The sequence below is a fragment of the Nonomuraea fuscirosea genome (assembly GCF_035917475.1).
GTDB lineage: Bacteria > Actinomycetota > Actinomycetes > Streptosporangiales > Streptosporangiaceae > Nonomuraea > Nonomuraea fuscirosea.
Genome location: NZ_CP109074.1, coordinates 1,335,279 through 1,360,597, shown reverse-complemented (window position 1 = coordinate 1,360,597; position 25,319 = coordinate 1,335,279). Strand labels below are relative to the sequence as shown.

Sequence of the window (25,319 nt, the reverse complement as noted above, 5' to 3'; positions counted from 1 at the left end):
CGCCGCATACATGATCTTCTAGCCTAGAACACGTACCCCTGAGGCCACGCGGCCGATGTCGCCCCACTGCTTTCGCTGCGCATCCGGCACTGTGACGAACGCAAGTCCCGGCTTGCTCATTCCCCCATCCATGATCACGACGGCGGCGCGCGAGCTGTGCTTCCCGTACGTGACGCGGTAGAGGAGCATCCAGCCGCGCTTGACCGGCTGCGAGGCCAGCCAGGTGATCTTCGAGCCGTGGGGGTGGTGGTTGAGCGTCCAGCGGGCGGCCAGCAGGGCGGTGTCGCGCGGGGACTTCTGCTCCAGGATCGGCAGCGGGCAGGTGACGAGCATGCCGCGCATGTCCGCGCCGCGCTTCCTGGGCAGCACCTGCTTGGTGGTGAACGGCGCCGCCCCGTGCGCCTTCCACGGGCCGGACAGCCGCGGCACCGCGAGCCCGGTCCGCGCGTCCTTGACGAAGCGCTTGCCCGGGGAGCGCAGGGGGATGCGCTTGACGCCGCGGGTGAGCTTGGGGACGCGGGGGTCGGCGTACAGGGCCTCCATGGCCGTGTAACCGGGCGCCAGCGACGCGCCGGGGGACGGCGTCGGCTGCTGCCGCGCGGGAGCGGCGCTGGGAGACGGCCCCGCCGACGGTTCCGCGATCGGTTCCGCCGAAGGCTCGGAAGAGGGTCCCGCGGACGGTTCCTGCGACGGTGCGGAGCCGGACGAGGGCGGTGCGGCCGGCGGCGCGGTGACCGGCCCCGCCGCGACCTCGTCCGGCTCCGACGGGAGCACCATGACCAGCGCAGCGACTACCGCCGCTACGGCGGTGGCCATGGCCAGCCCCCGGTACACGTCCCGCATCCGCAGATCGCCGATGCGGGAGCGTTTGGGCGGAGAGGCAGGGATCCCATGCCTTGCGGCCGTTGTCACTCCGGAACCCTTGATCTCATCTTCCCCATGGAGCACGACGGGAGCGTACGACATATCCCGCCATCGCGTCCGGGAAGCGACCGAAGTGCAATCATGGCGTGGTGGAACAGGTGGAGTTGCGATTCGACCATGCTTCGCAAGTGGCCCAAACGCACACGAATCTCTCAGCGATCCGCCAGAGTTCCACCGGACTCTGGGTCGCCGGCGACGAGACGGCCACCTTCGAACACCTCACGTGGACCGGCGACCACTACGGCGCCCAGCGCACGTTCCGCCTGGCCGACTACGTCAGCCTGCCCGCCGGTCCCGAGGACGAGGCCGACATCGAGGGCCTGGCCAGGGCGGACGGCCATCTGTGGCTGGCCGGATCGCACAGCCTCAAGCGCAGGCGGGTCAAGTCGAAGGACCCGGCCAAGGCCGCCGACCGGCTCGCCACCGTGATCCGCGAGGAGAACCGCTTCATCCTCGTCCGCCTGCCGCTGGACGAGAGCACCGGGACGCCCCTGCCCGGCGCGATCCTCTCCGGCCGGGACAACCTCGCCGAGGCGCTCCGGGACGATCGGCACCTCGCGCCGTTCCTGGCGCTGCCGGGCAAGGACAACGGCCTCGACGTCGAGGGCATCGCCGTCATGGGAGACCGCGTCTATCTCGGGCTGCGGGGTCCGGTGCTGCGGGGCTGGGCGGTGGTGCTGGAGCTGCGGATCGAGGACGCGGCCAGGGGACGGCTGCGGCTGCGCGAGCCGTACCGCAAGCACTTCCTGGACCTGGGCGGGCTGGGCGTGCGGGACATGTGCCCGGACGGGGAGTCGCTGCTGCTGCTCGCCGGGCCCACCATGAACCTCGACGGGCCGGTACGCGTCGTACGGTGGCGGCCGGACGACGCACAGGACGACGCACAGGACGACCGGCGGAAGGACGGGCGGCGGGGCGGCGAACGGACGGGCGTGGTGCCGGAGGGCGAGCTGGAGGCCGTCGCCGACCTCCCCTACGGCGCCGGCTGCGACCACCCCGAGGGGCTGGTGCGGCTGGCGGACGGGCGGCTCATGGTCGTGTACGACAGCCCGTCGCCCGCGCGGATCACCCCGGCGGGCGGCGTGCTGGCCGACGTCTTCACCCTGCGCCCGTAGCGCCGGGATCGCGTCGCTCAAGACGCTCCCGTACGGCCGCGTTCATTCCGCTTGAGACGGGCCGGCAGGCCGCGTTCAGGCGCCGCCGCTGGAGACGCGGCCGTAGAGCCAGGGCCCGTCCGCGACGAACGTGCACGAACCCGGCTCGATCTCCGTGAACCCGGCGTCGCGCACCACCGGTAGCCCCGCCGCCACCAGGGAGTCGAAGTCCTCCTGTGTGCCGGCCGTGCGCACGGACACCGCCAGCCCGCGCTCGCGCCACGCGGCCCGCTCGCCCGCGTCGCTGGCCCACCAGGCGAGCTGGGCGGCGTGCCCGGCCTGGGCCATGGCCTTGCCCGCGGACATCTCCAGCGCCGGGTTGGCCCACAGGATCGGCGGCTCGGCGGGCCCGGGCGCGGCGGTGTCGGTCAGCTCGGTGCCGGAGACCTGCAGCCTGGCCAGGTCGCGCGGCCAGTCGTCGAGCGGCACGGGCGGGTGCACGCGCACCTCGGCCGTACGGTGCTCGATCGTGCGGCCGGGCAGCGCGAGCGCCCTGCGCCACTCGGCGCCCCTGGCCCGGCGCACGACCTTGCGGATCTTGCCGGTGGACTGCCAGGCGTGCAGCTCACCGGTCCACTCCCCCGAGTCGTCGAGGAGGCTCAGCACGGCCATGGCGGCGGCCTCCAGCGCGTCGGTGCGCTCCGGCGGGCCCTGGCGCGGCCCGACGCGCGGTCCCGTCGCGAGGCCGGTGTCCGGTCCCGGGGTCAGGCCGGCGTTCGGGTCGGTGTCGGGTGACGTGTGGCGTGCGGCGCGCTCGATCCTGACGACGAGGGGCAGCACGTAGAGCTCGGCGTTCATCGTCTCCTAGCATGCCCGATGGCCAGGGACATGCCGGCGGCGAGGAGGCAGAGGGCGCCGGAGACGTACCAGGCGAGGTCGTACGCGCCCAGGTGATCGCGGGTGAGCCCGGCGCCGACGGCGGCGAAGGCGGCCCCGACCTGGTGCGAGCCGAACACCCAGCCGAACACCACGGCCCCGTCGGCCCCGTAGATCCGCCGGCACAGCGCCACGGTGGGCGGCACGGTGGCCACCCAGTCCAGGCCGTAGAAGATGATGAAGATCAGCATGCTGGGCTCGGCGGTGGCCGCGAACAGGCCGGGCAGCACCATCAGCGACAGCCCGCGCAGGCCGTAGTAGACGCCGAGGAGCACCTTCGGGTCGATCCTGTCGCTCAGCCAGCCGGACGCGACCGTGCCCGCGATGTCGAAGATGCCGATCACGGCCAGCAGCCCCGCGGCGACGGGCTCGGTCATGCCGTGGTCGTGGGCGGCGGGGATGAAGTGGGTGCCGACGAGGCCGTTCGTACTGGCTCCGCAGATCGCGAAGCCGCCCGCAAGCAGCCAGAACGGGCGCGTCCGCGCGGCGGAGACGAGCACGGAGACGGCCCGCACCGCCGCGTTGACCTTCGCGGGCGGCTCGGCGCGCACCGCGTCGGGATCGGCGCCGAGCGCCGTCGTGCCGACGTCCTCGGGCCGGTCGCGCAGCAGCCACCACACGAACGGCACCACGGCCAGCGCCGCGGCGGCCACGGTGAGCGAGGCGAAGCGCCAGCCGGGACCCTGCGCGAGCTGGGCCAGCACGGGCAGGAAGACGAGCTGCCCGGTGGCGCCGGCCGCGGTGAGCACGCCGGTGACGAGGCCGCGGTGGCGGACGAACCAGCGGTCCACCACCGTCGCGGCGAACACCAGCGCCATCGACCCCGTGCCGAGCCCCACCAGCACGCCCCAGAAGAGCAGCAGCTGCCAGCTCGCCGTCATCAGCACCGTCAGCCCGCTGCCCGCGGCGATCAGCAGCAGGGCCACGGCGACCACGCGGCGCATGCCGAAGCGGTCCATGAGCGCGGCGGCGAAGGGGGCGGTCAGGCCGTAGAGCACCAGGTTGATCGAGACGGCGAGGGAGATCGTCCCCGCCGTCCAGCCGAACTCCTCCTGCAGCGGCGTGATCAGCACGCCCGGCGTGGCGCGGAATCCGGCGGAGCCCAGGATGGCCACGAAGGCGACGGCGGCCACGTACCAGGCTCGGTGGAGACGCCGCGTGGGGGTGGTGCTCAGGGTCATCCGTCAATCCTGAGATATCCCCCTATGGGGCCACGAGTGGCCGGAAAGCCAATATGTGCAACAATCCGGCCATGGTGCATCGCGTCGCGGTCGTCGTGCTCAACCATTTCGCCCCGCTCGACCTCGGCGTGCCCGGCCAGGTGTTCTGGGCGGCGGAGACGGCGTCGGGCGAGAAGCTGTACGAGGTGGTGACGTGCTCGGAGGGCCGCGTGCCGGTCCGGTGCGGCGCGGGCTACAGCGTGCTGCCCGACCACGACCTCGACGTCCTCGACAGCGCGGACACGGTCCTCGTGCCCGGCATCCACGCCGGCCGGGCGCTGCGCGACGGCACGATCTCGGACACGCTGCGGCGGGCGCTGCAGGGGCGGCCGCGGACGATGTCGATCTGCACGGGCTCGTACGTGCTGGCGGCGGCGGGCCTGCTCGACGGCCGCCCGGCCACCACGCACTGGCGCGAGGCGGCTCGCTTCGCCCGCCTGTTCCCCCAGGTCAAGCTGGATCCCGACGTGCTGTTCGTGGACGACGGCGACGTGCTGACCTCGGCGGGCGTCGCCTCCGGCATGGACCTGTGCCTGCACGTGATCAGGCGCGACCACGGCAGCGAGGTGGCCAACAGGACGGCGCGGCGCTGCGTGATGCCGCCGTGGCGGGAGGGCGGCCAGGCCCAGTACATCGACCGGCCGCTCCCGTACGGCGACGGCGGCGGCACGGCGGCCACCCGCGACTGGATGCTCGCCCACCTCGACACCCCGCTCGACCTCAACGCGCTGGCCGGGCACGCCAGGATGAGCGTGCGCACGTTCACCAGGCGCTTTCGCGAGGAGACCGGCATGAGCCCGGCCAGGTGGCTGAACGGGCAGCGGGTGCAGCACGCCAGACGGCTGCTGGAGACGACGGACCTCGGCGTGGAGGAGGTGTCCAGGCGGGCGGGCTTCCGCTCGGCGGTCTCGCTGCGCCAGCACCTGCACGCGGCCGTCGGGGTGGCGCCGCTCGCCTACCGCCATACCTTCCGGCGCACCTGATCGGCCGCTCACCGCATGACCCCCCGGCGCCCTCCGGCGCGGCTCGTAGACTTCGCGAAGGCAGAGCCACCGGGAGGGCGGCAGATGACCGAGGCGGACCGCGCACCAGACGGGATCGACCCCACCGTGCCCAGCGTCGCCCGCATGTACGACTACTACCTCGGCGGCCGGGACAACTTCGCGGCCGACCGCAGCGCCGCCGAGCAGATGATCGAGCTCGGCCGCAGGATGGGCAACGACACCCGGCGGATCGCCCTGGCCAACCGCGCCTTCCTCGGCCGCGCGGTGCGTTCGATCGCCGAGACGGGCGTGCGCCAGTTCATCGACATCGGCGCCGGGCTGCCCACCCAGGACAACGTGCACCAGGTGGCCGCGCGGCACCTCCCCGGCTCCCGCGTCGTCTACGTGGACAACGACACGATCGTGCTCGCCCACGCCCGCGCACTGCTGGCCAGGCAGCCGGACGTCATCGCGCTGGAGGGCGACCTGAGGGACCCCGACGCGATCTTCGACGATCCGCTCGTCACGGGGCATCTCGACCTGTCCGAGCCGTACGCGGTCCTCATGGTGGCGGTGCTGCACTTCGTCACCGACGACGCCGAGGCGGCCAGGATCGTCGCCCGCGTGCGCAAGCGGCTGCCGCCGGGCTCCTACCTGGTGCTCTCCCATCTCTACGCGGGTGACGTGACCGAGGAGGAGGTGCGGGCGGGCCAGCAGGTGTACGCCGCCACCGACTCGGGCGGGCTGGCCAGGCGCGGTTACGACACGATCGCGTCCTACTTCGGGGAGCTGGAGCTGGTCGGGCCCGGCGTCGTGCCGGTGGCCGACTGGACGCCGGACGGCCCGCCCGGCAAGGCGTACAACCTGGTCAGATCGGGCATCCTCGCCGGAGTCGCCCGCGTCTGACCGCTCCTCGCCCGGGTGGCCCGCTCACGCAGGTTCGAGCGCCTCGCCGAACCAGGTGCGCAGGGCCTCCTCCAGCGTCTCGTCCGGCCGGCCCGCCCAGGCCACATAACCGTCGGGCCGCACCAGCACCGCCTCGGCCGCGCCGGCCGGCGCGGAATCCAACGCGTCGCCCCGCACAGGGTCCGGGACGACGTCGACGCGGCCGTGGCGGACGCGCAGGCCGCCGGTCGCGTCGAGCAGCACCGGCCGCGCCCGCTCGGCGGCGCCGGCGGGCAGGTCGGCCAGGAACCGTCCCACCAGCGGATGCGACGGCGCCGGCATCGGATAGACCAGATCGGCGCCGGCCATCAGCGCGGCGAGCCGGCGACGGGCGGGCTCGTCCTCCAGCAGCTCGCCGAACACCTCCCGCAGCGCCGTGATCTCCGGCCCGGGCGCGGTCAGCGCGAGCTGGGCCTGGGAGTGCGTGGCGACCCGCAGCGCGGCCGGCCGGCGTTCGGCGTCGTAGGTGTCCAGCAGACCGTCGGGCGCCCACCCGCGTACGGCGGCGGCCAGCTTCCAGCCCAGGTTGGCGGCGTCCTGCATACCCAGGTTGAGGCCCGGCGCGCCCATGGCCGAGTGCACGTGGGCGGCGTCGCCGGCCACGAACACCCGGCCGGCCCGGTAGCGGTCGGCCACCCGGGTCTCGCGGCCGTTCAGCCGGCGCAGCAGGTGCGGCCCCGGCCCCCGAGGCAGCGCCAGCGGCAGGTCCGCGCCGATCACGCGGGCGAGGCTCTCGCGCAGCTCCGCGACCGTCATCGGGGTCTCGTCGCCGGGCGCGCCGGTGTCGCGCTCCATCGAGGCGATCGTCAGCACACCGTCCCCGGCCGGCATCATCACGTACGCGCCGCGCTCGGTCCTGTGCCAGGCGTACAGGACGAACGTGCCCGCGCCCGGGACCTCCAGCTCCACCCCCTCGGCGCTGATCGTCGCGCCCGGGACGGTGACGTGCCCGGTGCGGCTGACGACGTCGTTCGCGCTCACGCCGGGGAAGCCGATGCCGGCGTGCTTCCTGACCATGCTGTGCGCGCCGTCGCAGCCCACCAGGTAGCGGGTGCGCAGCTCGTAGGGCCCGTCCGGCCCGGTCAGCGCCACGGTCACACCGTCGCCGTCCTGGCCGAAGCCGGTCAGCTCGTGGCCGCGCCTGATCTCGGCCCCCAGCTCCAGCGCCCGCCGTTCGAGCAGTTCCTCCAGGGCGGGCTGCTTGATGCCCATCGCGTGCAGCGGGTTGTCGTCGAGCCCGGTCAGGTCGAGCGGCATCGCGCCGAAGACGAACCTCGGCACGGGCGACTCCTGGTCGGTCAGGCCGCGGCCGCGCAGCAGCCGGACGACCTGGCCGACGATGCCGTTGGCCCTGGGCCGGTCGCTGCGGGCCGGCAGGCGTTCGATCACCAGGGGCCGCACTCCGGCCAGGCTCAGCTCGCAGGCCAGCATCAGGCCGTTGGGGCCTGCGCCGGCGATCACGACGTCCATGAATCGTCTCCTTCTCGGGTGGGGTCGGGCAGCCCTGAGGCCAGGGCGCGCAGGCAGTCGCGCAGCAGCGGAACCAGCGGCACCGGCGGGTCAGAGCGCAGCCAGTGGGCCACGCCGGCCTGCACGGCGGCGGCCGCGGTGACGGCGACCAGGGACGGATAAAGATCGCGGCCGGGATCGATGCCGGTGCGCTCGCCGACGGCCGCGGCCAGCTCGCCGCTGACCGCGAACGCCACCCGCACCGACTCCGCGCGCAGCGCCGGCTCGTCGTTGAGCATGCGGATGGCGGCCAGCAGCTCGGGCGACGGGGGCGTGTCCGTGGTGCCCGCGTGCTCGGCCCACGGCCGCACCATGGCCTCCGTCAGCGCGTCCCACAGCGGCTCGTCCGGCGGTCGGGCACGCAGCGCGGCCACGGAGGCGCGGACGCGGTCGGTGTGGCGGGCGGTGATGGCCTCGTACTTGCTGGCGAAGTAGTTGTTGTACGTCCTGGGCGAGACCCCGGCCGCGGCCGCGATGTCCTCGACCCGCACGTTCTCCAGCCCTCGCTCCAGGGCCAGCCGGAGCGCGGCCGTCATCAGCGCGTCACGGGTGGCCCGTTTCTTGCGCTCCCTCAGTCCGGTCACGGCCCGAGCCTACCGCTAAAGTTGCGTGTCACGCAATTTTTCGGACCACGCAGTATTTTCTCACGGCAGGAGGTCTGGTCAGGCGTTAGGTTGAAGGGGTGTCCCATCTCAGCCTGGATTTCGTCAGCACGGTCAGGGCCGACCGTTCCGGCCTGGTCGACCTCCTGTCGGACGCGGCCGGCCTGACGGCCTGGGCCCGCGAGCACGCGGCCGAGCTGGGCCTGGAGCCCGGCTTCACCGCCTCGGACGAGCTGCGGGACCAGGTCGTACGCCTGCGTCAGGCCGTCCGCGCCCTGTTCGCCAGGGCCGTGACCCCGGAGCCGCCGAGCCGGGCGGACGCGCCGGAGCTGCCCGGGTTCGAGGAGTCGCTGACCCTGGTCAACGCCACCGCCCTGGCGGCCCCCACGGCCGCGCAACTGTTTTGGAACGGAGCACCTTCCCTCGTCGTCACCTCCGCCCCGGGCACGGACGAGCCGGCCCGCCTGCGCGGACGGCTGGCCACGGCGGCCGTGGAGTTCCTCGCCGGCCCGGACCGGGCCCTGCTGCGCACCTGCCGCGCGCCGCGTTGCGTGCTGTATTTCGTCAAGGAGCATCCGCGCCAGGAGTGGTGCTCGACGGCCTGCGGCAACCGCGCCCGCGCGGCCCGGCACTACCGGGAGCACCGAAGCTAACCCCCTTCTAACGCCATAGACGCATTTTTGCCGTTATAGTCCTTCTAACGGCAAAACAGCGCTGCATGCGTTAGAGAGGTGGATTATGTCCTTCCAGACCGGGCATATCGGGCTCAACGTCACCGACGTCGAGGCGTCCACGGAGTTCTACCGGCGCGTCTTCGGGTTCACGGTCGCCCGCGAGTCCGAGGAGGACGGCCGCCGCTACGCGTTCCTGGCCCAGGACGGCACGCTGACGCTGACCCTGTGGCAGCAGAGCGAGGGCCGCTTCGCCACCGCCCGCCCGGGGCTGCACCACCTGTCGTTCCAGGTGGCGGACCTGGAGGCGGTCCGGCGGGCCGAGCAGGTGCTCAGGGAACTGGGCGCGGTCGTGCACCACGGAGGCGTCGTGCCGCACGGAGAGGGCACTGCCTCGGGCGGCGTCTTCTTCGAGGACCCCGACGGCATCCGGCTGGAGATCTTCGCCCCGGACGGCGCCGGCGACCGTCCCGCGCCCACGACCGGCGCGCCGACCTGCGGATTCTTCTAATGCGCGAACACCCGGGCGAGGTCGCGGTGCAGCGGCGCAACGGCGTCGCGCACGATCGCGGCAGTTCGCGGACCAGGCCGGAGGTCCCCGAGGTCGCGGCCGCGTTCCTGAGGCGGCAGCGCATGATCGTGCTCGGCGCCGCCGACGATCTCGGGCGGCCGTGGGCGGGCGTGCTGACGGGCCCCGCCGGGTTCGCCACGGCCGAGGGCGACCGCACGATCGTGCTGCGCGCCCTGCCCGGCGCGGGCGATCCCCTGCACGGGCTGTTCGAAGCCGAGCGCGATGTCGGCCTGCTGGCCATCGAGCCGCACACGCGGCGCAGGATGCGGGTGAACGGCGTCGCCGTACGGGCCGGGGACACGCTCGTCGTCCGGACCGAGCAGGTCTACGCCAACTGCCCGAAGTACATCCAGACCCGCGAACCCACCTCGCCTCCGGGCACGCCGGTCATCCTCGGTCACGGCACCTCCCTCGACCAGAGGCACTCGGACCTGATCGCGGCGGCCGACACGTTCTTCATCGCCACGCGCGCCGAGGGCTTCGGCGCGGACGTGTCACACCGGGGCGGCGGCCCCGGCTTCGTCCGGGTCACCGGACCGCGCTCGCTGGAGTTCCCCGACTATCCGGGCAACAACATGTACATGACTCTGGGCAACCTGGAGCTGGATCCGGCGGCCGGGCTGCTCTTCCCCGACTGGGAGCGCGGCGGGACGCTGCAGCTCACCGGGCGGGCGCGGGTGGAATGGGGCCCGCGGCCGGTGGTGCGGTTCGAGCTGGACGCGTACGCCCATCGCGAGGGGACCCTGCCCGCCGGCTGGACCGCCCCCGGCTACCACCGCTTCAACCCGGCCGTCTAGCGCGGCAGGTGCTTCTCGAACCAGTGATGGGCGTACGGCTCATCATTGAACGCCGCCACCTCCTCGTAACCGGCCGCCCGGTAGAGGGCGACGGCCTCGGTGAGCGCGCGGTTGGTCTCCAGCCGCACCGTACGCGCGCCGTGGCCGGCCGCCCGCGCCTCCGCCTCCGCCAGCAGGCGCCGCCCGAGACCGAGCCTGCGGGCCGTCGGATCCACCCACATCCGCTTGATCTCCGCCCACCCCGAGCCGGCGCCGGCGGCAGGGTGCAGCTTCACTGCGACGCACCCGACCGGCTCGGCGTGCAGCATGGCGACCAGGAACATCCCGGCGGGCAGCCGCATCTCCTCGTCACCGGCCGGGATGCCGCGCGCGGGATCGAAACCGTCGTCGAAGCGGCGGGCCAGCTCGGCGAAGTAGGCCCGCAGGCAGTGACGGGAGTGGGGATGACGGGGGTCGAGCACCTTCACCTCGACCATGGAGGCGACCAGCAGCCGCTCGACCTCCGACATCGCGGCCACCAGCCGCTCGCGCTGGTGGCCGGACAGGGGCCGCAGGATCGACGCGGCCGCCTCGTCGGAGCGCCGGTCGAGCTCGGCCCGCTCGGCGTGCCCGGCGGCGGTGAGGCGGGCCGTGCGGACGCGCCCGTCGGGGCCCGCACTGTCGACCACCACCAGCCCGTCGGCCTCCAGCGAGCGCAGCAGCCGGCTCATGTATCCCGAGTCGAGCTCCAGCCGGGCCCGCAGCGCGCGGATCTCGCTGCCTTCCGCCCCGATCTCCCACAACACCCGTGCCTGGCCGAGGGCCCGCCCCCTGGCCAGGAATCCGTCGTTGAGCGCCCCTATCCGCTGGGTCACGGTCCGCTGGAAGCGGCGGACCCGTCCGATCGCCGTGTCGTCCATTATCTGACCCTAGTCAGTCGGCTGGTTCACAGGAGCGGATCCGCGACGGGGACCGCGCTGTAGTCCTCGCCCGCGACGGGGCGGATCTCCTTCCAGTGCACCCAGCGCGCGCTCGCGTCGTGCCGGGCCCGCGGCGGCCACAGCAGGTATCCCCACCGCGCCCCCTGGGCGTCGTCGCCCCAGGCGAGCAGGTAGCGCTCCGCGCCGTCGCGGATCGCCGGGGCGTGCTCGACGACGGGCGGGCGCCAGATCTCGGGCAGTTCCACAGGGTTCATGCCTTCTATTATACGAACAAAGGTTCGAGAGATCCATCATCTCGGGAGATCCGTCGGGTCTCCGGACACGCGAAAGGCCGCCCCCACCTGGTGGGAGCGGCCTTCGCCGAGAGAGTGGAGCTATGGGGATTCGAACCCCAGACCTCCTCCATGCCATGGAGGCGCGCTACCAACTGCGCCATAGCCCCTCGTGCCTGTCAAAAGTGTAGCCGACTCCGGGACTCCCGGCGCACACTCGCGGATCGGGCTCCGGCCGGCGAAGCGCGGCCCGCGCGGCGGTCAGGACCGACGGGCGCCGGCGCGGCGGACGGGACGGGCGCGCGGCCCGGTCCGGGCCGCGCGCTCCCCTCAGCGGATCGACTTCGCCCGGTCGATCAGCGTGGCCAGTTCCGCCACCATCGGGTCCTCCGACGTGGCGGCCAGCCGGGTGGCGTGCTCGCCGAGCGCGGACAGGTCCATGCCGAACGCCTCCTTGTCGCGCATGTAGCCGGCGAACGCGGCCACCACCACGTCGACCTGCAGCCGTACCGGCGCCTTGTCCCAGACGGAGGCGGCCAGGTCTCCCGAGCGCAGCGACTCGCTCGCCTCGGAGGCGGCCCTGGTGTCGGGGTCCTGCCAGCGCACGGTGGCCTGGGCGAGCTGGCCGTCGGCGCCGGGCTTGAGCTTGAGCGCGTAGAGGGCGGTGACGGAGTGGCCGGGGCCGATCTCGCCGCCGTCGCGGCTGTCGTCGCGGAACTCCTCCGCCGACAGCGCCCGGTTCTCGTAGCCGACGAGCCGGTAGCTCTCCACCACGGCCTGGTTGAAGACCACCTGGGCCTTCGCGTCGCGTGCCCGGAGTTCGATGTTCGCGGGCAGCTGGGTGGTGAAGATCTTCTCGGCCTCCTCCTCGGAACTGACGTACACGGCCATGCCGTCGCCGTTGTCGGCGAGCTGCTCCATCAGCTCGTCGCCGTACTCCCGGCCGACGCCGACCGTCAGCAGCGTGACCTGCTTGGCCGCGTGCTCCTTGACCCGGTCGAGCAGGGCCTGCCACTGGGTGCTGCCCTGGTTGGCCAGGCCGTCGGAGAGCACGATCACCCGGTTGGTGGCGGCCGTCCTGAACGCCTTGGCCGCCTCCTGGTAGCCGGTGACCAGGCCGGCCTCCAAATTGGTGCCGCCGGCCACGGCGAGCTCGTTCACCGCGCGGCGCAGCTCGTCCCTGGCGGTCAGCGGCGTCATCGAGGCCAGCAGGCTCGCCTCGTCGCTGAAGGAGACGATCGAGACCTGGTCGCCGGGCGCGAGCTGGTCGAGCAGCTTCAGCAGGGCGGACTTGACCAGGTCGAGCCGGCCGGCCTCGGCCATCGAGCCGGAGACGTCCACCACGAACGTGAGGTTGGCGGGCCGCCGCTCGGCCGCCTGGCTCGCGCGGGTCTGCAGCCCGACCCGCAGGACGGCCTCGTCACGTGAGGGCAGCCTGGCGCCGTCGACGTGCACGGTGAACCCGTCGTCGGGCGGCTGCGCGTAGTCCTGCCTGAAGGCGTTGACCCATTCCTCGGGGCGGATCTCGGCGGGCGCGGGCCAGCGTCCCTCCTTGAGGGTACGGCGGGCGTAGCCGTACGAGGCGGTGTCCACGTCCAGGGCGAACGTGGAGATCTGCGCCGCGGTCGTGTCCTTCTCGGAGTCCTCCCGCGCGGCCTGGTCCTGCTGCTCCTGCCGCGATGAGGCGCTGGGCACGGAACGCCGCCTCTCGTCGGCCTGGGCGGGAGCGGCCTCTCCGCTGGTGCTGCCCGCGCCGCCACCGCAGGCCGCCAGACCGAGCAGGGCGACCAGGCCGGCGCCGACCATCAATGGGCGAAATCTCATGTCAACCACCTCCGAGTCGTACGACGGAATGGGGTTCGAGGTGGCCGGGTCGGTGACATAAGCGAGCACAAACCGCGATCAACGCGTGATCACTTGTGACAAATGGGGCAATTGGGATAAGCATCTCTATGTGCGTGTCTATCTCGGGCTGGCCGCGAAAGGGGGGGAAATCCCCGCGGGCGTTTTGGACCGGGCCCGTTCCTTGATCGAATTCGCTTTTCCGGTGCCGCCCGAAGTCATCCGCGGGCGTGAATGGCACGGCCGCGGCGTCTCCTTGTTCGCCTGGACCAACGAGCCGGACGACTCCCGGCGGCCGCCGCTGCTCACCGAGCACGACGGCCGGATCATCGGGCTGAACGGCCACCTGGCCGGCCCCGCCGACGTGACCCGGCTGCCCGATGACTCGGTGGGCGGCTGCTTCTCGGCCTGGACCGCCCGCGACGGCGAGCTGTCGGCGAGCACCGCGATCAACCGGGTCTGTCCCGTCTTCCACACCGATACCCCCGACCTGCACGTGGCCGGCAGCCGGGCCCTGCTCGTGCACCTGGCGGCCCGGGAGGACGACCGGGTGGAGCACGACGTGCTCGCCCTCCAGACGATGGTCAGGCAGGGGTTCTTCCTGTCGGACGAGACGCCGTACAAGGGGGTCTCGGCGCTGCGGCCGAGCTCACGCCTGCTGGTACGGGACGGCGCCCGCACCGTCACCGAGACCCCGCTGCCCCGGGCGGAGCCCGTGCCCGCGTCGGCGCGGCGCAGGCGGGCGGCGATCGGCGAGCTGGCCGAGGCGCTGCTGGCCACCGTGGAGCCGCTGCGCGACCTGGCCGAGCCGGTGAACCTGGCGCTGACCGGCGGGCGCGACACCCGGGTGCTGGCGGCGCTGCTGCACGCGGCGCGGGTGCCGTTCCGGGTGACGACCAACGGGCTCGACACGCATCCCGACGTGATCATCGCACGCATGATCGCGGCCAGGCTGGGCGTGGAGCACACGGTCATCGCACCGCCGCAGACCGCGGCGAAGGACGCGGTGCTGGTGGAGCATCCGCTGAGCCGGGCGTGGGAGACGCTGCGCACGTGTGAGGGGATGACCTCGGCGTACGAGACGATCGTGAGTTATCTCCCCTACTCCGGCAAGCCCACCATGTCGGGGCAGAGCGGCGAGACGTTGCGGGCCGGCAGCCTGAACCTGCTGCAGACCGACCTCGGCGACCAGGCACTGCGGCGGCGCATCGAGACGACCTTCGGCAAGGACGCCAAGCTCTTCACCCCCGAGGCCAACGAGCACGCCCGTGAGCTCGCCCGGCCGTGGCTGGCCCGTACGGACCGGCTGGAGGCGCTTGATCACCTTTACATCTGGTACAAAGTCGGCCGCTGGCAGGCGAGCGCGCGGGCGGGTTCGCTGCGGCGCGGTGATCCGGTGCGGCCGTTCCTGGACAATCGGGTGGTGCGTGCGGCGCTGAGCCTTGATCAAGGCTGGCGGCTCTCCGAAGAAGTGATTTATACCCTCATATTGCGGCTGGCCCCGAAATTGCGGGACGTGCCGATCGAGGGAAAACCGTGGCGATTCGCCGCGCAGCGGGCCCCCTCGCGGTGGCGGAGACGCCTGCCCGAGCACCTGCCCACCGCCAGGACCGCGGGCGGGTGGAGCTGGCGGACCAGCCCCGGCCCCGCGCTCACGGACCTGCTGCGCGAGCAGGTGCTCGGCAGTCTCGACGCGCTCGCGCCGATCGTGAACCCCGACGAGGTGCGCGCGCTGTTCGCCGGCCCGGTCGTGGCCAAACCCGCCCTGGCCTGGCATCTCTACACGGTCAGCACGCTGCTGACCGGCCTCTATCCGGGCAAGCCGCCCGAGAACCTGCCGCGGATCACGGTTTCCAGGCCGGATCCCGCCCGATGAGCCCCAGGAACCGGTCCAGCGGGGGTGCGTCGTCCGGCACCGCCACCTCCGCGCCGAACGCGCCGCGCTCGCGGCCCGTGGGCGCCATCCGCGCGGAGAAGGCGAGCACCACGGCGGCCGTCTCCTCGTCCACCGCGTACGGCAGCCCGGTCGCCCGGGACAGGTCCCAGCCGTGCGCGACGAGGTCGGTCAGCGCCATGTTCGCGAGCACGACCTTCGGCAGCCCGCCCATGGCCTCGCTCGTGCCCTCCCAGGCCTCGGGGCGCTCGTAGACGGCCAGCATGCGCTCGACCCGCTCGGGGAAGTCCCCGGTGTACTCCTTCGGCGGCGTGAACGGGCCGCCGGCCGCCACGGACTCGAACAGGGAGGCGCCCCACTCCAGGTGGTTGAGCAGGTCCTTGACGTCGTATTCGGCGCAGGGCGTGGGCAGCCCCAGGTGCTCGTCGCCGACCTTGCGTACGAGTGCGGAGGTGCGGCCGGCCGCCTGTCTCATGAGGGGGAGGATGTCGGTCATGGCCCTAGCCTGCCAGGGCCGCGTTCTCCACGCGTACGCGGACGGAGAGCAGCGCCGCGTTCGCCGCCGTGAACGCGAGCGCGGTCAGCCAGGCCGAGTGCACCAGGGGCAGCGCGATCCCCTCCGCGACCACGGCCACGTAGTTGGGATGCCGCAGCCACCGGTACGGCCCCCGGTCCACCAGCGGCAGCCCCGGCACCACGACCACGCGCGTGTTCCACTGCCTGCCCAGCGTGCCGATGCACCACCAGCGCAGGCCCTGGGCGAGCACGACGACGGCGAGCATGGGCCAGCCGAGCGCGGGCACGAAGGGACGCCCGAGCAGCCACACCTCGGCCGGTGCGGCGATGAGCAGCGCCACGTGGGCCGCGACGATCCAGGGATAGTGCCGCCCGCCGTGCTCGACGCCGCCCCTGGCCTTCGCCCAGGCCAGGTTGCGCCGGGCCACGACCAGCTCGGCCAGCCGTTCGAGCACGACCGCGCCGATCAGGACCAGGTAGGCCGTCACCAGTGCAGCAGGAGCAGTTCGGCGGAGAACCCGGGCCCCAGCGCCATCAGCAGGGCGGGGGTGCCGGGCCGGCCCCGCGTCTCCTGGAGGACGTGCAGCACCGAGACCGAGGACAGGTTGCCGTGCTCGCGCAGCGAGCGCCAGGTGACGTCCAGGGCCTTGGGCTCCAGGTTCAGCGTCTGGAGGATCTTGTCGATGACCTTCGGGCCGCCGGGGTGACAGACCCAGCTCGCGACCTGCTCGGGGGTCAGGCCGTAGTCGGCCAGGAAGGCCTTGATGTCGGCGGCCAGCACCTGCTCCACGAAGTCGGTCAGGTCCGCGTCGAGCACGATGCGGAAGCCGTGGTCGCCGACCTCCCAGCCCATGAGGTGCTCGGTGCCGGGATAGAGGCGGCTGCGGGTGGCCACGACCTCGGGGCCGCGCCCGCGCCCGGTCGCCACGACGGCCGCCGCGCCGTCGCCGAACAGGCCGCTGGCCACCAGGTTGGCGATCGAGGTGTCGTCGCGCTGGATCGTCAGCGAGCACAGCTCCACGCACACCAGCACGGCGACGTGGTCGGGCCAGCCGCGCAGGTAGTCGTGCAGCCGGGCCAGCCCGGACGCGCCCGCCGCGCAGCCCAGCCCGAAGACCGGCACCCGTTTCACGTCGGGCCGCAGTCCCATCCGCTGGGCCAGCCTGGCGTCGAGCGAGGGCGTGGCCAGGCCGGTGGTGGAGCAGAACAGCAGGTGATCAACCTTTTCCGGAGCGATGTCCGCCTTGCGCAGCGCGCCCGCCATGGCCTGCTCGCCGAGTTCCAGGGCCAGCTCGACGTAGGTGTCGTTGGCCCGGCCGAAGGAGTCGAGCTTGGCGTAGTCGGCCAGCGGCAGCGCCAGGTTGCGGCCCTCCACCCCGGTGGCCGCGTGGAAGCGCCGCAGCAGTTCCTCGTCACAGCTGGTCAGCCGGGAGAACGCCTCGGTGATCTCCGCCTGCTCATAGCGGTGATCAGGCAAAACGGTCTGTACTCCCGAGATATGCATACTCCTCTCCTGCCGCTGAGAGGGCCCGGCTAACCTGCGTGCGCGCCGCCGCCCTGTCCGGCCAGGCCACACCGTGCCACCGCGTCGTTCTCGTGGCGGCGGCAGGGCTTCAGCGGGTGAGCCGCCAGAGCGAGGTCACCTCGGCGGCGCGGGCCGCGTGCAGCGGGTCGGCCGTGTCGGCGGGCCGGTTGTGCCGCGGGGCGACGTCCAGGCGGGCGGCCACTCGCAGCCCCGCCCGGTCGAACTCCGCCAGCAGCTCCGCCCGGGTGCGCAGCCCGAGATGCTCGGCCAGGTCGGACAGGATCAGCCAGCCCTCGCCGGCCGGCTCCAGGTGCTCGGCCAGCCCGCCCAGGAAGCCGCGCAACATCCGCCCGCCGGGGTCGTAGACGGCGTGGTCGAGGGGTGAGGCGGGCTTGGCGGGCAGCCAGGGCGGGTTGCACACGACGAGCGGTGCGCGTCCCGGCGGGAACAGGTCGGCCCGCACGACCTCCACCTGCTCGGTGAGCCCCAGCCGGGCGACGTTGTCACCCGCGCACGCGACGGCACGGGGGTCGAGATCGGTGGCCACGACGTGGCGGACGCCGCGCCCGGCCAGCACGGCCGCCAGCACGCCGGTGCCGGTGCCGACGTCGAAGGCCAGCCGGTCGTCCTCCGGCAGCGGCGCCTGGGCGACCAGATCGACGTATTCGCCCCTGATCGGGGAGAAGACTCCGTGGTGGGGGTGGATGCGGGCGCCCAGCGCGGGAACGGGCACGCCCTTCCTGCGCCACTCGTGCGCGCCGATCAGGCCGAGCAGCTCGCGGAGCTGGCCGGCTCCCGGCGGGGCGCCGGGGCCGTACACCTCGGCGCAGGCCGCGCGGACGTCGGGCGCCCTGCGCAACGGCACGACGTTGTCCTCGGCGTAGGGGATGAGCAGCATGCCGAGCGTGCGGGCGCGCTGGGACCTGGCGTGGCGGTGGGCGGGGAAGCCGCCGGCGGGATCGGCCGGCTTGCAGCGGCGGCCCATGGCGCTCAGCAGCCGGCGGGCGTTGTGGAAATCTCCGCGCCACAGCAGCGCGGTGCCCTCGCAGGCGAGCCGGTAGGCGGTGGCGGCGCGCATCCGGTCGTCGGCCACGACGACGCGCCCGGGAGGGGCGACCCCCGACGCCGTACGCCAGACCGCCGACCGTTCCTGCCCCGCCTCGCTCCACCGGATCATGGCAACCGACCGTTTCACGGGCCGCGCGGTCGCGGCCACCTCTTTTACGGTAGGAGCCCCGCGGCCAGCGCGCGAATGCCCTTGGCGTACGTGTCGCGGCCGGTCAGCTCCTCCCACCGGCCGCCCACCTGGCCCAGCCGGGGGAACCGCCCGGCGTCGATCTCGGTGAACACCCGCTGCCTGAAGGTGCTCCCGCCCTGCTCGCGCCGCTTGCGCGCGGCCGCCCGCGCGCCGATCTCGCCGCTTGTGTAGTGCCAGACGATCCGGTACGCGTCCACCGCGTCCTCGAGCGTCAGCCCGCCGCGCATCGCCGCGTCGATGATCTGGTCCGGGTACCACAGCGCCCCGACCGCGAGCAGGTCGTCGGCCCGTAGCACGTCCACGGCCCACGGATGGCGGGCCAGCGCGTCACGCATGGCCGTGGCCGCGGTCACCAGGCGCTCGCCCGGGTCGTCGGGCAGCTCGGGCCGGGGGGTGGCGGCGGCGTGGTCGTCGAGCAGCAGCACGAGCAGCTCGTCCTTGTCGCGGACGTGGTGGTAGATCGCCATGGCCGTGGTGCCGAGTTCTCCGGCCAGCCGGCGCATGGTCAGCGCGTCCACCCCGTCCGCCTCGATCACCCGCAGCGCGGCGGCCACGATGTCGGCCCTGGTGATCTTCGGCGGTCGTCCCGTTCGCGTCGGCATCCTGCCATGCTACTTTTTATACATGTATAAAAACTCATGGGTCGTGGCGGTCCTCGCGTTCGCGGTGGCCGTGGGTTCCCTTCAGATGACCGTGGTCGTGCCGCTGCTGCCGGGTCTCGAACAGCAGTGGCACCTCTCGTCCACCACCGCCTCCTGGGCGCTCACCGCCGGGTTGCTGTCCGGAGCCGTGTCCATCCCGCTGCTGTCGCGACTCGGCGACATGTACGGCAGGCGCGCCGTCTCGCTGGTCGCCCTCGGCCTGCTCGTCGTGGGATCGGTGCTCAGCGCCGTGGCCGGCACGCTGCCCCTGCTCATCGCCGGCCGGGTGCTCCAGGGCGCCGCCGCTCCCCTGCTCGCCCTGGCCATCGGCCTGGTCAGGCAGATCGTGCCCGCGCACCGCCTGCCGGGCGCCATCGGCGTGCTCAGCGCGACCATCGGCGTCGGCAGCGGCGGTGGCGTCATCCTGGCGGGCCTGGTCGACGGCGACCACCGGGCGGTGTTCTGGCTGCTGACCGGGCTCGGGCTGCTGAGCTTCGCCCTGGTCGCGGTCGTCGTGCGGGAGGAGCCCGCGCGCGGGGCCGGGCGGCCCGACCTGGCGGGTGCGGCGCTGGTCACGGTGTGGCTGGTCTGCCTGCTGCTCGCGATCAGCAAGGGCGCGGCCTGGGGCTGGACGTCGCCGCTGACGCTGGGCCTGTTCGCCGCGGCCGCGCTGGTCGCCGCTCTGTGGGTGGTGACGGCCCGGCGCACCGCGGCGCCGCTGATCGAGATCCCCATGCTGCTGCACCGGGGGACGGTGGGGGCGACCGTGGCGTCGTTCCTGCTGGGGTTCGCCCTGTTCGCGGCGCTCACCACGGTCTCGGCGCTGGCCCAGGGCGCGCTCGGGGCCTCGGTGCTGCAGGTCGGGATCTACCTGCTGCCGACGACGGTGCTGATGCTCGTGGTCTCGCTGCTGGCGGGCCCGCTGATGCGCCGGTTCACCGCCTCCGCCCTCGTCGCGGGCGGCTCGGCGCTGGTGGCGGCCGCCGCGCTGTGGCTGGCGCTGTCCGGCCCCTCCAGCCCCGCCCTGTACGGCGCCGCTACCGTACTCGGCCTGGGCATGGGCCTCGGCTACGCGGCGCTCGGCACGATGGCCGTCGAACACGTGGAACCCGCCAAGACCGCCGCGGCCGGCGGCGTGAACGCCCTGGTCAGGGTGATGGGCGGCAGCGTGGCCGGCGCCGTGGGCGCGATGGTCCTGTCGACCGGCGGCGCCGGCTGGAGCTTCGCCGTCGCCGCGGCGGCGGCCCTGCTGGCGGCCCTCTTCGCCGCCGTCTACGGACGACTCTCCAGAAAGGCACTGGCATGACCGGCCGGACGCGCACCCTTCCCGAGAACGTGGAGGCGCGCGAGCGGCCCCGGTGGGTCGTACGGTGGCCTTCATGACCTTCGCCGGCACCCCCCGCCCGCGCCCGCGCTGGTACCACGCGGCCACCGACCTCGACGACTTCGCCATCGTCAGCTACCGGGTGGACGCCGCCGCCCTGGCCGCACACCTGCCGAGGGGGTTCGAGCCGATGGAGATGACCTTCGCGGACGGACCCGGCGCCCTGGTCTCGGCCGTGGCCTTCACCGACCGCGACTTCCACTTCCGGTTCCTGCCCCAGGTGGGCATCGACTGCGGGCAGATCAACTACCGGGCCTACGTCACGGCGTTCGGCCGGCCCGGCGTCTGGTTCTTCGGCACGGCGCTCGACCATCCCGTGGTGGCGATCCCCCAGCACCTGTGGGGCATGCCGTGGCGCCGCGACCGCATCCGCGTCGAGGCCGACTGGGACGCCGCACCCGCACGGTGGCGGCTGACGGCCGGCGACGCCCGCTGCGCGGCGACCGAATCGCCGGAACCAGTCCTGCTCGACGGGTTCACCGGCGAGCAGGACTGGCTCGAACGGCTCACCCACCCCACCCTGGGCTGGTACCGGCGCAGGGACGGGCTGGTCGGCACCTACAGCATCTGGCACCCGGTGATGCGGCCGCGCCACCTGACGGCGACGGAGGCGAGGTTCCCCGTCTTCGAGCGCCTCGGCCTGATCACCGAGGACAGCCGGCCGCACTCGGTGCTGGCCCAGCCCAGCCTGCGGTTCGACATCCACACCCCGCCGCGCCGCTTCCGCCCTCAGATGAGCACCCCCGGGTTCAGCACGCCCTGAGGATCGAGCGCGGTCTTGGCCGCCTTGAGCGCCAGCGCGAACGGGTCGGGCCGCTGCCGGTCGTAGAAGGGCCGGTGGTCGCGGCCCACCGCGTGGTGGTGGGTGATCGTGCCGCCCATGCGCAGCACCGTCTCGGAGACGCGGCGCTTGAGGTCGTCCCACTGCTCCAGCTCGGCGCCCTTCTCCGCGGGCACGATGATCGTGTAGTACGGCGCGGGCCCGTCGGGGTAGGCGAAGGCCAGCCGGCAGGTCGTGGTCCCGGCCTCGCCCTCCGCCATGACGGCCTCGTGCAGGGCGGGGAAGCGGTCCCAGGTGACGGCCGTCTCGATGGTCTCGGCGATCACGCCGAGGCCCGGATAGGCGTTGCGCAGGTACGGCATCCGGGTGAAGGCCCCCTTCCACACCTGGTCCTGGCTCTGGTCCTGACGTGCCGCCCCGACCACGCCACCGTGCCACGAGACGATCTCCAGCGCCCGCGACATCCAGGCGTCCACGGGATGCACGGCCGATTCGAAGCCGACGATGAGCAGGGCGTGCCGTCCGTCGCCGCCGGAGGTCAGCGCGGCCTCGCGGGCGTCGAGCAACCGGCAGTTGGCGGGGTGCAGGCCCGACTGGGCGAGGTCGTGCACGGCCGCCACCCCCGCCACCCACTCGGCGAAGCGCACCGGCACCGAGACCTTGTGCACCGGCCGCCGGTGGACGCGGACCCAGGCGCGGGTGATCACGCCGAGCGCGCCCTCCGAGCCGAGCAGCCAGCGGTCGGGCGACGGGCCCGCTCCCGAGCCGGGCAGCCGGCGCGACTCCCACATCCCGGCGGGGGTGCTGGCCCGGATGGACTCGACCAGGTCGTCGATGTGGGTGTGCAGCGTGGCGAAGTGGCCGCCGGCCCTGGTCGCGATCCAGCCGCCCAGCGTGGAGAACTCGTACGACTGCGGGAAGAAGCGCAGTTGCAGCCCGTCGGGCAGCCCCGCGTTGATCTCCGGCCCGGTCGCGCCCGCCTCCACCAGGGCCGCCTGGGAGTCGCGGTCCACCTCCAGGACGCGGTTCATCCGGCCGAGGTCCAGGCAGAGCGAGGGGCCGTCGAAGCGCGCCTCGACGCCGCCGACGACGCTCGTGCCGCCGCCCCTGGGCACGACGGCCACGCCCTGGCCGCTGGCCCATTCCAGGAGCCGCGCGATCTCGTCCTCGTCGCGCGGCAGCGCCACCAGGTCGGGGGCATTGGCGAAGTCGCCCCGGTAGGCGCGGATCAGGTCGCGGTAGGCCTGACCGTAGGTGCGCACGGCCCGCTCGTACGGATCGGCCGTGCAGAACGGCAGCGCGGGCACCGGCACCCGGGAGGCGGGCACGAGCCCCGGCGAGAACGGCACGGGCGGCTCCCACGCGCCCGGTTCCCCCAGGCCGGTGTGCTCGGTGAACAGCCGGGCGATCTCCCGTAATTCGGGCTCGGCGGGCTCGGGCCCCCATGCCCAGTGACTCTTCGGCATAGGAGGATTGTCGTCCTCCGGGCCACCCCGCGTCAGAGGGTGTAGTCGAAGGTGTAGGAGTGACCTCCGTCGGGGGCGACGACGATGCCGATCTCACCCCTGAGACCGCGTAGCTCCCCCGTCGCCGAGTCGGCGACCACCCGGATGCGCAGCGACCGCTCCCCCTCGTCGGCCGTGGCGTCGTGCTGGACGACGAAGCTGCCCCTGCGCCCGTCGAGGGTTCCTTCGACGCGCTCGATCGCCACGTAGGAGCGTGACTCCTCGACCGGGGTGGTGGCGATCAGCATGGTGACGACGCTGGTGCCGGTCAGGTCGCCGTGCCAGGTCTTGTCCAGGGTCACGAGCCCGAGGGTGACGCCGTCGCGGTCGTCGAAGGGCGGCTGGGGCGTCCAGTTGGCGGTGTCGAAGGTTCCCTTGGCGGTCATGGGACCAGCGTGGCAGCCGTACCTGTCAGAGTGTGTCAGGTACCGGCGAGCCGTTCCACGACGGGCGCGAAGTCCTCCAGGAACTGCGCGTTCACCGAGACGTAGGAGATGCCCAGCCGGTCCCTGCGCCGCCGCAGCGTGTCGGCCATCTCCTCGGGGGTGCCGGTGAGGATCCCGGTGCCGGTGCGGCCGAACCTGCGCAGCGCCCACTCGGGCGGCGCGGTCGCGGCGCAGGCCAGGTTCATGCCGAGCTCCAGGTCGTGGAAGCGGTCGCCGGCCAGTTCGTACAGCTCGTCCACCTTGGCCGCGACCTGCTCCTCGGTGTACTGCGGCGGCACGCCGAGCGCGACCGTGTCGGCCCTGCGCGCGGCCAGCCGCAGCAGCCTGGTGCCGGAGGCGGCCACCAGGATCGGCACGTCCTCGACCGCGTCGATGGTCGCGGCGAGCCGCTCGACGCGCTGGCCGGGGGTGCCGAAGCGGACGCCCAGCGTGGCCGCGTCACGCTCGGCGTCCGGCCGCCCGGCGCCGAGGCCCAGCTCGAACCGGCCGCCGGTGAGCGTGTGCAGGGTGGCGCACTCCCACGCCACGGCGGCGGGGGTGCGGTTGGGGGCGCTCAGCACGTACGTGCCGACGCGCAGGGTCGTCGTGGCCGTGGCGGCGACGGCCGCGGCCGTGAACGGCGACAGCGTGCCCAGCGTGTCGGGCACCAGCAGGGTCGCGTAGCCGAGGCTCTCGGCCCGGCGGGCCAGGCCGGTCCACGCGCCGGCGTCGGGGGCTTGTCCGGCGACCGCGCCGAACCTGAACGGGTGATCGGTCATGCCCTACACGATCGCCGACGGGCGGGCCCGGCACATCGTCCCCCGGACCGGTGAGCGGCTACGCCGGGGGGAGCAAGCCCCTGGCCGCGCCCTACTCCCCCAGCAGTACCCGGGTGAACTCGCCGCCGAACTTGCCCGCCGGGTCGAGGCGGCGCACCAGCGCGCGGAAGTCGTCCGGGCACTCGGGCCAGCGGGTGAACAGCTTGCCCCAGTGCGGCCGCGGATCGAACGGCGCCAGCGTCCGCTCCACCAGGTCCAGCACCGGCAGCACGGCGACGACGTCCTTGACCCAGGTGAAGTGCACGGCCACGCTGTCGCGGCCCCTGAAGGGGCTGAGCCACAGGTCGTCGGCGGCGACCGTGCGGATCTCGGAGATCTGCAGCACCGGGCGGATCCGATCACCGATCGCCCACAGCTCGCGCAGCGCCTTGACCGCGTGCTCCCTGGGCAGCAGCAGCTCGGACTGCAGCTCGTCGCCGGCGCCGCTGGGCGGGAAGTCGGCGCGGAAGTGCGGCAGCCGCTCGTACCAGGGGCCCGGCACCCCCAGCTGCGCGGTGCAGCTGTCGGCCGGCATGTCCGGGAGCGGGTGCTGGGGGGCCTCGGCCGGGGTGGTGCCGTACCAGCCGGGGTCGGTCAGCTCGTCCTCGCGCTTCAGCCAGACGCGGGTGTCGCGGAAGTCGGTGAAGAGGCTGACGCTGTAGCCGCTCGACATGATCGTCTCGAACTCGTCGAGGGCGTCGGCTGACAGGCCCACGCGGACGTACTGGCGCAGGTCGAAGGCGGGCACCAGGTCGAGCGTGAGCGACGTGACGACGCCGAGCGCGCCGACGGCCACCACCGCGCCGGCGAAGTCGGCGTCCTCGCGGGTGAGCGACAGCGTCGAGCCGTCGGCGGTGACCAGGTCGATCCCGGACACGGCGGCGGCCAGGCCGGGGATGGCCGGCCCCGAGCCGTGCGTGCCGGTCGCGACGGAGCCGGCCACGGAGATGTGCGGCAGCGAGGCCATGTTCGCCAGCGCGAAGCCGGCCTCGTGCAGCAGCGGCGCGAGCCGCGCGTACGTCATGCGCGCCCCGACCCGCACCGTGGCCGCCGCGCCGTCGATCTCCACCAGGTCCGGCATCCGGTCGAGCACGACGAGGTCGCCGGTGGTGTCGGCGACGTGGTTGAAGGAGTGTCCGCTTCCCAGCGCCCGCACCCGGGGACTGGCGGCGACGAGTCGCCGAAGCTCGTCGAGCGAGGTCGGATGGTGGACTTCACGTGCCTGAAATGTGGTGTTTCCAGCCCAGTTCGTCAGCGTCACGGCTTTACCTTTTCACAACCTCGCC

General features: G+C 73.2%; 26 protein-coding genes and 1 tRNA gene. 9 read left to right on the top strand and 18 right to left on the bottom strand.

Annotation, left to right across the window (positions count from 1 at the left end; translation table 11 throughout):
* Nucleotides 1–18: 18 nt before the first annotated feature.
* Entirely contained in the window at nt 19–843 is an 825-nt protein-coding gene (locus OIE67_RS06140) for a hypothetical protein (RefSeq protein WP_326637477.1), read from the bottom strand.
* A 209-nt stretch (nt 844–1,052) separates the two neighbouring features.
* Between OIE67_RS06140 and OIE67_RS06135 the strand changes: the two genes are divergently transcribed.
* A complete protein-coding gene (locus OIE67_RS06135; RefSeq protein WP_326637475.1) occupies nt 1,053–2,039 on the top strand; it encodes a DUF3616 domain-containing protein in 987 nt (328 codons plus the stop codon).
* 75 nt (nt 2,040–2,114) lie between these two features.
* Here OIE67_RS06135 and OIE67_RS06130 read toward each other — a convergent pair whose 3' ends face one another.
* Together OIE67_RS06130 and OIE67_RS06125 are read right to left on the bottom strand one after the other, a co-directional pair.
* Nucleotides 2,115–2,876 (bottom strand): peptidyl-tRNA hydrolase, encoded by a 762-nt coding sequence (locus tag OIE67_RS06130; protein WP_326637473.1) that lies wholly within the window; start codon nt 2,874–2,876, stop codon nt 2,115–2,117.
* The gene (locus OIE67_RS06125) at nt 2,873–4,135 is read right to left on the bottom strand and encodes an MFS transporter (RefSeq protein ID WP_326637472.1); all 1,263 of its coding nucleotides are present in this window, start codon (nt 4,133–4,135) and stop codon (nt 2,873–2,875) included. The genes OIE67_RS06130 and OIE67_RS06125 overlap by 4 nt, the downstream gene beginning before the upstream one ends.
* Before the next feature lie 71 nt (nt 4,136–4,206).
* On the opposite strand from OIE67_RS06125, the gene OIE67_RS06120 reads away from it, so the two are divergent.
* Both OIE67_RS06120 and OIE67_RS06115 read left to right on the top strand, forming a co-directional pair.
* Nucleotides 4,207–5,157, top strand: a complete 951-nt coding sequence (locus OIE67_RS06120; RefSeq protein WP_326637470.1) for a GlxA family transcriptional regulator — start codon at nt 4,207–4,209, stop codon at nt 5,155–5,157.
* An 84-nt stretch (nt 5,158–5,241) separates the two neighbouring features.
* Nucleotides 5,242–6,063, top strand: a complete 822-nt coding sequence (locus OIE67_RS06115) for an SAM-dependent methyltransferase (protein WP_326637468.1) — start codon at nt 5,242–5,244, stop codon at nt 6,061–6,063.
* A gap of 24 nt (nt 6,064–6,087) precedes the next feature.
* Here OIE67_RS06115 and OIE67_RS06110 read toward each other — a convergent pair whose 3' ends face one another.
* Nucleotides 6,088–7,572 carry an FAD-dependent monooxygenase gene (locus tag OIE67_RS06110; protein WP_326637466.1) on the bottom strand — a complete coding sequence of 495 codons (1,485 nt, stop codon included), beginning with the start codon at nt 7,570–7,572 and terminating at the stop codon, nt 6,088–6,090.
* Entirely contained in the window at nt 7,560–8,195 is a 636-nt protein-coding gene (locus OIE67_RS06105) for a TetR/AcrR family transcriptional regulator (protein ID WP_326637464.1), read from the bottom strand. The genes OIE67_RS06110 and OIE67_RS06105 overlap by 13 nt, the downstream gene beginning before the upstream one ends.
* A 98-nt stretch (nt 8,196–8,293) precedes the next feature.
* Between OIE67_RS06105 and OIE67_RS06100 the strand changes: the two genes are divergently transcribed.
* The 3 genes from OIE67_RS06100 to OIE67_RS06090 all read left to right on the top strand — a co-directional run bounded on the left by OIE67_RS06100 (nt 8,294) and on the right by OIE67_RS06090 (nt 10,252).
* Nucleotides 8,294–8,866, top strand: a complete 573-nt coding sequence (locus OIE67_RS06100) for a CGNR zinc finger domain-containing protein (protein WP_326637462.1) — start codon at nt 8,294–8,296, stop codon at nt 8,864–8,866.
* Nucleotides 8,867–8,951: 85 nt separating this feature from the next.
* Nucleotides 8,952–9,395: a VOC family protein gene (locus OIE67_RS06095; protein ID WP_106250372.1), complete on the top strand. Its 444-nt coding sequence runs from the start codon at nt 8,952–8,954 to the stop codon at nt 9,393–9,395.
* Nucleotides 9,395–10,252, top strand: a complete 858-nt coding sequence (locus OIE67_RS06090; protein ID WP_326637459.1) for a pyridoxamine 5'-phosphate oxidase family protein — start codon at nt 9,395–9,397, stop codon at nt 10,250–10,252. The genes OIE67_RS06095 and OIE67_RS06090 overlap by 1 nt, the downstream gene beginning before the upstream one ends.
* Here the strand turns inward: OIE67_RS06090 and OIE67_RS06085 are convergent.
* The 4 genes from OIE67_RS06085 to OIE67_RS06070 form a co-directional block, all read right to left on the bottom strand.
* Complete coding sequence (locus OIE67_RS06085; RefSeq protein WP_326637458.1) at nt 10,249–11,151, bottom strand: MarR family winged helix-turn-helix transcriptional regulator; 903 nt, start codon at nt 11,149–11,151, stop codon at nt 10,249–10,251. The genes OIE67_RS06090 and OIE67_RS06085 overlap by 4 nt on opposite strands.
* A 26-nt stretch (nt 11,152–11,177) precedes the next feature.
* On the bottom strand, nt 11,178–11,426 hold the full coding sequence (locus tag OIE67_RS06080) for a hypothetical protein (protein WP_326637456.1): 249 nt from the start codon (nt 11,424–11,426) through the stop codon (nt 11,178–11,180).
* 115 nt (nt 11,427–11,541) lie between these two features.
* A tRNA-Ala gene (locus OIE67_RS06075) sits at nt 11,542–11,614 on the bottom strand.
* 160 nt (nt 11,615–11,774) lie between these two features.
* Nucleotides 11,775–13,268, bottom strand: coding sequence for a vWA domain-containing protein (locus OIE67_RS06070; RefSeq protein WP_326637454.1), 1,494 nt, complete (start codon nt 13,266–13,268; stop codon nt 11,775–11,777).
* Between the two features lie 223 nt (nt 13,269–13,491).
* Between OIE67_RS06070 and OIE67_RS06065 the strand changes: the two genes are divergently transcribed.
* Entirely contained in the window at nt 13,492–15,162 is a 1,671-nt protein-coding gene (locus tag OIE67_RS06065) for an asparagine synthase-related protein (RefSeq protein ID WP_326637452.1), read from the top strand.
* Here OIE67_RS06065 and OIE67_RS06060 read toward each other — a convergent pair.
* From OIE67_RS06060 to OIE67_RS06040, 5 genes are read right to left on the bottom strand one after another with little or no spacing between them, the layout of a single operon-like run.
* On the bottom strand, nt 15,131–15,676 hold the full coding sequence (locus OIE67_RS06060) for a TIGR03086 family metal-binding protein (protein ID WP_326637451.1): 546 nt from the start codon (nt 15,674–15,676) through the stop codon (nt 15,131–15,133). The genes OIE67_RS06065 and OIE67_RS06060 overlap by 32 nt on opposite strands.
* Nucleotides 15,677–15,680: 4 nt before the next feature.
* Entirely contained in the window at nt 15,681–16,184 is a 504-nt protein-coding gene (locus tag OIE67_RS06055; RefSeq protein ID WP_106250384.1) for an isoprenylcysteine carboxyl methyltransferase family protein, read from the bottom strand.
* The gene (locus tag OIE67_RS06050) at nt 16,181–17,272 is read right to left on the bottom strand and encodes a type III polyketide synthase (protein WP_326637447.1); all 1,092 of its coding nucleotides are present in this window, start codon (nt 17,270–17,272) and stop codon (nt 16,181–16,183) included. The genes OIE67_RS06055 and OIE67_RS06050 overlap by 4 nt, the downstream gene beginning before the upstream one ends.
* A 37-nt stretch (nt 17,273–17,309) precedes the next feature.
* Nucleotides 17,310–18,398, bottom strand: coding sequence for a class I SAM-dependent methyltransferase (locus OIE67_RS06045; RefSeq protein WP_326637445.1), 1,089 nt, complete (start codon nt 18,396–18,398; stop codon nt 17,310–17,312).
* Between the two features lie 44 nt (nt 18,399–18,442).
* Complete coding sequence (locus tag OIE67_RS06040) at nt 18,443–19,081, bottom strand: TetR/AcrR family transcriptional regulator (protein WP_326637443.1); 639 nt, start codon at nt 19,079–19,081, stop codon at nt 18,443–18,445.
* Nucleotides 19,082–19,103: 22 nt separating this feature from the next.
* Between OIE67_RS06040 and OIE67_RS06035 the strand changes: the two genes are divergently transcribed.
* Together OIE67_RS06035 and OIE67_RS06030 are read left to right on the top strand one after the other, a co-directional pair.
* Complete coding sequence (locus tag OIE67_RS06035; RefSeq protein ID WP_326637440.1) at nt 19,104–20,426, top strand: MFS transporter; 1,323 nt, start codon at nt 19,104–19,106, stop codon at nt 20,424–20,426.
* 73 nt (nt 20,427–20,499) lie between these two features.
* On the top strand, nt 20,500–21,267 hold the full coding sequence (locus OIE67_RS06030) for a DUF2071 domain-containing protein (protein WP_326637439.1): 768 nt from the start codon (nt 20,500–20,502) through the stop codon (nt 21,265–21,267).
* Here OIE67_RS06030 and OIE67_RS06025 read toward each other — a convergent pair.
* The 4 genes from OIE67_RS06025 to OIE67_RS06010 form a co-directional block, all read right to left on the bottom strand.
* Nucleotides 21,234–22,751, bottom strand: coding sequence for an FAD-binding oxidoreductase (locus OIE67_RS06025; protein WP_326637437.1), 1,518 nt, complete (start codon nt 22,749–22,751; stop codon nt 21,234–21,236). The two genes, OIE67_RS06030 and OIE67_RS06025, sit on opposite strands and share 34 nt — an antisense overlap.
* Nucleotides 22,752–22,783: 32 nt before the next feature.
* Entirely contained in the window at nt 22,784–23,176 is a 393-nt protein-coding gene (locus OIE67_RS06020; RefSeq protein WP_106250396.1) for a DUF3224 domain-containing protein, read from the bottom strand.
* A gap of 35 nt (nt 23,177–23,211) precedes the next feature.
* Nucleotides 23,212–23,994, bottom strand: coding sequence for an LLM class flavin-dependent oxidoreductase (locus OIE67_RS06015; protein WP_326637434.1), 783 nt, complete (start codon nt 23,992–23,994; stop codon nt 23,212–23,214).
* Nucleotides 23,995–24,085: 91 nt separating this feature from the next.
* Entirely contained in the window at nt 24,086–25,294 is a 1,209-nt protein-coding gene (locus OIE67_RS06010) for an FAD-binding protein (protein WP_326637432.1), read from the bottom strand.
* Between the last annotated feature and the right edge of the window lie 25 nt (nt 25,295–25,319).